Origin of the sequence: Mesorhizobium sp. M4A.F.Ca.ET.022.05.2.1, assembly GCF_003998845.1 — a bacterium.
In the GTDB taxonomy this organism is placed as follows: Bacteria; Pseudomonadota; Alphaproteobacteria; order Rhizobiales; family Rhizobiaceae; genus Mesorhizobium.
This window is the reverse complement of sequence record NZ_RZOJ01000444.1, coordinates 1-4,899: the sequence shown is the minus strand read 5'-3', so window position 1 is coordinate 4,899 and position 4,899 is coordinate 1. Positions and strand designations below refer to the sequence as shown.

Sequence of the window (4,899 nt, the reverse complement as noted above, 5' to 3'; positions counted from 1 at the left end):
GCCGGATCGAGGAAAGCCTCCGCCTGCGGCGAGCCCATCAGCAGCGTCGCGACCGCGGCGGCGCCGCCGGCGACGGCGGGCCGGCCGAGCGCGGCCGCGATATCGGGTCCGATGCGGAAATCCTCGGCGTGAATGAGGGCGCCGTCCTGGCGGACACGCCAGCGGTCGTGGAAATTGCCCTGTGTCGTCCTTTCGCCCATGGCCAGGCGACCGAAGACGGTGGCCTCCAGCAGCAGCGCCTCGGCGTCGGCGGCAAGCTCTACGTCGAGGCTGCGGGCGAAAGCCGCCCGGTCGAAGACGATGGTTTCCTGCGGCAGCCAGGCGAGGCGGCCCGCTTCGCCAACATCGAGCTTCACCCGGATTTCGGCGCGGTCGGATGCGGCGCGATAGACCTTCTCGCAGGCCTGGGTGGTGATCGAGGCCGAAGCGCCGGCGCCGACTTGCACCTCCCAGGCGAGGCGGTCGCCGCCGGTCAGGCCGCCGGCGGTGTTGATCAGCACCGCCTCGAGCGGGTCGGCGGCGGTGGCCGGCATACGGATCTTGGCCGATCCATCCTGATAGAGGCGCTCAAGACGCGTACGGCCGCCCTTGTTGCCGCAGAAAAGCCTGGCTCGCCCCGCAACACGTTGCGCAGCCGGTGCTGAAGTCGAAACAGGGTTCATCATGTTCATGCCGCCAACGTTAAGCACTCCGGCGGCTTTGTCGATATATAGCTTGTTGCTTGACAGCGTTTCGGTTTCTATAGAGGGAGCCACCTTGGAATGGTCATGCAACGCCAGGCGGGGCATGAAGCGACGTCGACGAAGCGAATCCGGGGATAAAGGGGCGCTGGACAGTTGGCGTCGGGAAACGACAAAGTGGGGAAGAGACCGAATGGCTGATCAGCTGGCGACGGAAATCATCGCGAAGATCAAGGCTCATGCCGAGCCGGGCGGCGAAGAGATCACCACCAACACCGAACTGACCGCGCTGGGCATCCATTCACTGGAATTGACCGAGATCATCTTCGATCTCGAGGAACAGTACGGCATCGAGATCGAGATGAACACGGTCGATGCCTGGAGCAATCTGAAGAATGTCGGCGACATGGTCGAGGCGGTTCGCGCGCTGATCGCGAAAAAAGCCTGACCGCATGCTGAAACGCGTCGTCATCACCGGCATCGGCGGGCTTTGCGGCCTTGGCACCAATGCCGCCGCCATGTGGAGCGAAATGCGCGCCGGCCGCTCGGCCATCGGTCCGATCGATAATCCGCTGCTGCACGACCTGAAGGTCAAGATCGGCTGCGAGATCAAGGAACTGCCGGAGCACGGCATCGACCGCAAGCAGCTCGTGTCGATGGACCGTTTCAGCCTCCTGGCGGTGATCGCGGCGCGGGAAGCCATGCAGCAATCGGGATTGGCCACGCATGCGGACAACACCTACCGGATGGGTGCGGTCGTCGGCGTCGGCGTCTGCGGCTTCGAGGCGATCGAGGAGAACTATCGCGCCATCCTGATCGAAAAGAAGAACCGCGCCGGCATCTTCACCGTGCCGAAAGTGATGCCGGGCGCAGCCGCCGGCCAGGTCAGCATGAATCTCGGCCTGCGCGGACCGGTCTTCGGCGCCACCTCGGCCTGCTCCTCGGCCAACCACGCAATCGCTGCGGCCGTCGACCAGATCCGGCTCGGCCGCGCCGACGTCATGGTCGCCGGCGGCACTGAAGGACCACTGGTGTGGGGCGTGCTGAAGGGCTGGGAAGCGCTGCGCGTGCTGTCGCCCGAGACCTGCCGGCCGTTCTCGGCCGACCGTCAGGGCCTGGTGCTTGGCGAAGGCGCCGGCATGGCGGTGCTGGAAAGCTATGACCACGCGATGGCGCGCGGCGCCACCATCCTTGCCGAAATCGCCGGCGCCGGCCTCTCCGCCGACGCCTCCGACATCGTCGCGCCGACCATCGAGGGACCGGAAGCGGCGATGCGCTTCTGCCTTGTCGACGCCGGCCTCAATCCGGAGGATGTCGACTATCTCAACGCGCACGGCACCGGCACCAAGGCCAACGACCAGATCGAGACGGCGGCGATCAAGCGCGTCTTCGGCGAGCATGTGCGCACGCTCTCGGTCTCCTCGACCAAGTCGATGCATGCGCATTGCCTCGGCGCCTCCGGCGGGCTGGAAATGATCGCCTGCGTGATGGCGATCCGCGACGGCATCGTGCCGCCGACCGCGAATTTCCGCGAGGCCGACCCGGATTGCGATCTCGACGTGACGCCGAATGTCGCGCGCGAACGCAAGGTGCGCACAGCGCTCAGCAACAGTTTCGCCTTTGGCGGCACCAATGCGGTGCTGGCGTTCAAGGCGGTCTGATAGCGTCGATCCCTGCCGGCTCATTTTTCGTTGACGGTCCGCCCCGCGCAACCGTGGCCGGCATATTGATCGAGGCGGACCCCGCGCCTAATTTTTGGCGACCCGCCACGACCCCGCCGTTCAGCGTGCATTCCCGTCCAGGAGCCTTCGATGACCGACCTGTCCGCCTTTCCGATCGCCAAGCGCTGGCCGGCCAAGTACCCCGAGCGCATCCAGCTCTATTCATGGCCGACGCCCAATGGCGTGAAAGTATCGATCGCGCTGGAGGAGATCGGCCTGCCCTACGAGCCGCATCCGGTGAATATTGGCAAGAACGAGAGCTGGACGCCGGAATTCCTGTCGCTCAACCCCAACGGCAAGATACCGGCGATGATCGATCCGAACGGCCCGGGCGGAGAGCCGATTGGCCTGTTCGAATCCGGCGCCATCCTGCTCTATCTCGCCGACAAGACCGGCAAGCTGATTCCCGCCGATCCCATCCGTCGCTACGAGACGATCCAGTGGGTGTTCTTCCAGATGGCGGCAATCGGGCCGATGTTCGGTCAGGTCGGCTTCTTCAACAAATTCGCTGGACGCGAGATCGCCGACAAGAGGCCGCTGGAGCGCTATCGCGACGAATCGCGGCGGCTGATCGGCGTGCTCGAAACCAGGCTCAAGGGCCGCAGCTGGATCATGGACGACGACTACACCATCGCCGACATCTCGATGCTCGGCTGGGTACGCAATTTGATCGGCTTCTACGAGGCGCGCGAGCTCGTCGGCTTCGACGATTTTCCGATCGTTGCGGCATGGCTGGAGCGCGGATTGGGGCGCCCGGCGGTGCAAAAGGGACTCACCATCCCGGCAAGGGGCTGATCCAGCTCGCCTGGAAGCGATCTCTCCGCCTACTTCGCCTTGGCTTTCGCGCCACCCTTGCCAATCACCGAAGCCGCGAGCCGCGCTGTGGCGGCCACCGCGCCGGTTGCAATGCTTGCCACGGTGCGGATCGGGCCCGACTTGGCGGCCGCCGGCTTGTGCGACTTCGGCGCCTTCACGGCGGCCTTGTGCACCGCGCCCGGCACCACCTTCTTGGGCGCCGCCTTGCCGAAGGCTGGCTTGGCATCCTTCGAGCGCTCGGCGATTGCCGGGCCGGCGCCGGTTTTCGCTTGGGTGGCCTTGCGCGGAGCTGCCTTGCCCTTGACGGGTTTTCTTGTGCTGGTAGCCATCGGACGAGTCCTTCAAACGACACAATCAGGATGTCGGCATAACGACCGGAAAGTCTTAAGGTTCCGCTCGGAAATTGCTGCAAATTGAACGAGTTCGCCTTAGCCCGGTTCGCCGATGACGAGATCGGCGACCCGCCGCCGGGCCAGCACGCGATCGATGTTGGGCATGTCGTTGGAGGCGATCCAGGCGCGGGCGTCCTCGTCGGAGCGACCATGGCCGCGCCAGCGCTCCATCAGGCGGCGCTCGAGCTCGCCCCGCGGCACGTCGACGAAGATGGTGAAATCGAACAGAGGCGCCAGACGGGACCAAGGCTCCTCGTCGAGCAGCAGATAATTGCCCTCGACCAGGATGAACTTGGTGTCGGCGCCAATGATTTCGGCCGCGGCGCGCGACAGTTCCATGCTGCGGTCGAACACCGGAATGGCAATGTCCGGCTCGCCCGAACGGATGCGCTTCAGCAGCGTCTCGAAGCCGCCGAAATCGAAGGTTTCCGGGGCGCCCTTGCGCCAGCGCAGGCCACGGCGGTTGAGCACGATATCGTCAAAGTGGAAGCCATCCATCGGCACGACTTCGGAAGCGCCTTCCGGCAGCAGGTCATGCAGCCTGCCGGACAGGGTCGACTTGCCGGCGCCCGGAGGTCCGGCGATGGCGACGATGAAGCGCTTGGCCTTGCCGGCGCGCTTGAAGATGGCGGCTGTGATATGGGCGATCTCGGACATCGGCGCCTTTCCGGTAGCGATTTTCGGCCACATCTTGGCGGCAGTCGGCGGAAATTTCAAACCCGCGCGGGATGCCCGGCGCTCAGGCCGGAACCGAGCGGCCAAGGCGCAGGAAATCCCCGTCGAAGGCGATCTCCCGAACCGTGCCGTCGGCACCGGCGATGCGCATGTGATCGCGCGCGGTCTCAAAGTCGCGCGGCGGCTCGCCGTCAGAGAAAGGCACGGCGCCGATGACGTGGCGGAAGGAAACGCTGCGGCCTTCGGCAAGCGCAAAGGCGGTGGCGACGCCTTCGCGCTTCAGCCAGTTGTCGCCGAGCGAGGCGGCATGGCCGACCGCGGCGCGGCCGTCCTCGATGCCGAGCACGCCGAGATGGCGGCCACTCCACGGCGCATAGTCGCGGCCGCCATTGCTGAACCACAGCATGGTGATGGGCAGTTCGGCCGCGTTTTTCAGCACCAGAACAAGATCCTGCTCGGCATGGCGCGCCAAAGCCGTCCAGCCCGGCCCGCCATGATCGGCCTCGACCAGCGTCAGGAAATCCTCGCGCCTGTCCTCCATGCGGTAGTCGGTGAGATCGGCGGTGCCGCCAGCGGCGGTGGGAAAATGCCGGAGATCGGCGGAGCGTGCAGGAT

The 4,899-nt window shown here is 65.6% G+C and carries 6 protein-coding genes and 1 pseudogene; 3 read left to right on the top strand and 4 right to left on the bottom strand.

Going from position 1 to position 4,899, the window contains the following annotated elements; translation table 11 throughout:
- Positions 1 to 665: urease accessory protein UreD (locus tag EN745_RS30090; protein WP_127422920.1), on the bottom strand; the 665-nt coding region annotated here is incomplete at its 3' end.
- A gap of 208 nt (positions 666 to 873) precedes the next feature.
- Between EN745_RS30090 and EN745_RS30085 the strand changes: the two genes are divergently transcribed.
- The 3 genes from EN745_RS30085 (at position 874) to EN745_RS30075 (ending at position 3,196) form a co-directional block, all read left to right on the top strand.
- Entirely contained in the window at positions 874 to 1,128 is a 255-nt protein-coding gene (locus tag EN745_RS30085; RefSeq protein ID WP_126057058.1) for an acyl carrier protein, read from the top strand.
- A 4-nt stretch (positions 1,129 to 1,132) separates the two neighbouring features.
- Positions 1,133 to 2,341: a beta-ketoacyl-[acyl-carrier-protein] synthase family protein gene (locus tag EN745_RS30080; RefSeq protein ID WP_126057059.1), complete on the top strand. Its 1,209-nt coding sequence runs from the start codon at positions 1,133 to 1,135 to the stop codon at positions 2,339 to 2,341.
- Between the two features lie 150 nt (positions 2,342 to 2,491).
- Positions 2,492 to 3,196, top strand: coding sequence for a glutathione S-transferase N-terminal domain-containing protein (locus tag EN745_RS30075; protein ID WP_126057060.1), 705 nt, complete (start codon positions 2,492 to 2,494; stop codon positions 3,194 to 3,196).
- A 29-nt stretch (positions 3,197 to 3,225) separates the two neighbouring features.
- Here the strand turns inward: EN745_RS30075 and EN745_RS30070 are convergent, their stop codons facing one another.
- The 3 genes and pseudogenes from EN745_RS30070 to EN745_RS30060 form a co-directional block, all read right to left on the bottom strand.
- Positions 3,226 to 3,546, bottom strand: coding sequence for a hypothetical protein (locus EN745_RS30070; RefSeq protein ID WP_126057061.1), 321 nt, complete (start codon positions 3,544 to 3,546; stop codon positions 3,226 to 3,228).
- Between the two features lie 99 nt (positions 3,547 to 3,645).
- Positions 3,646 to 4,266 carry a nucleoside triphosphate hydrolase gene (locus tag EN745_RS30065; RefSeq protein ID WP_126057062.1) on the bottom strand — a complete coding sequence of 207 codons (621 nt, stop codon included), beginning with the start codon at positions 4,264 to 4,266 and terminating at the stop codon, positions 3,646 to 3,648.
- Positions 4,267 to 4,348: 82 nt separating this feature from the next.
- Positions 4,349 to 4,899, bottom strand: a pseudogene (locus EN745_RS30060) (hypothetical protein); the annotation flags it as partial.

Coding starts and splice junctions, on each gene's coding strand:
- EN745_RS30085 (WP_126057058.1), top strand. CDS start 874: ATGGCTGATCAGCTGGCGACGGAAATCATCGCGAAGATCAAGGCTCAT.
- EN745_RS30080 (WP_126057059.1), top strand. CDS start 1,133: ATGCTGAAACGCGTCGTCATCACCGGCATCGGCGGGCTTTGCGGCCTT.
- EN745_RS30075 (WP_126057060.1), top strand. CDS start 2,492: ATGACCGACCTGTCCGCCTTTCCGATCGCCAAGCGCTGGCCGGCCAAG.
- EN745_RS30070 (WP_126057061.1), bottom strand. CDS start 3,546: ATGGCTACCAGCACAAGAAAACCCGTCAAGGGCAAGGCAGCTCCGCGC.
- EN745_RS30065 (WP_126057062.1), bottom strand. CDS start 4,266: ATGTCCGAGATCGCCCATATCACAGCCGCCATCTTCAAGCGCGCCGGC.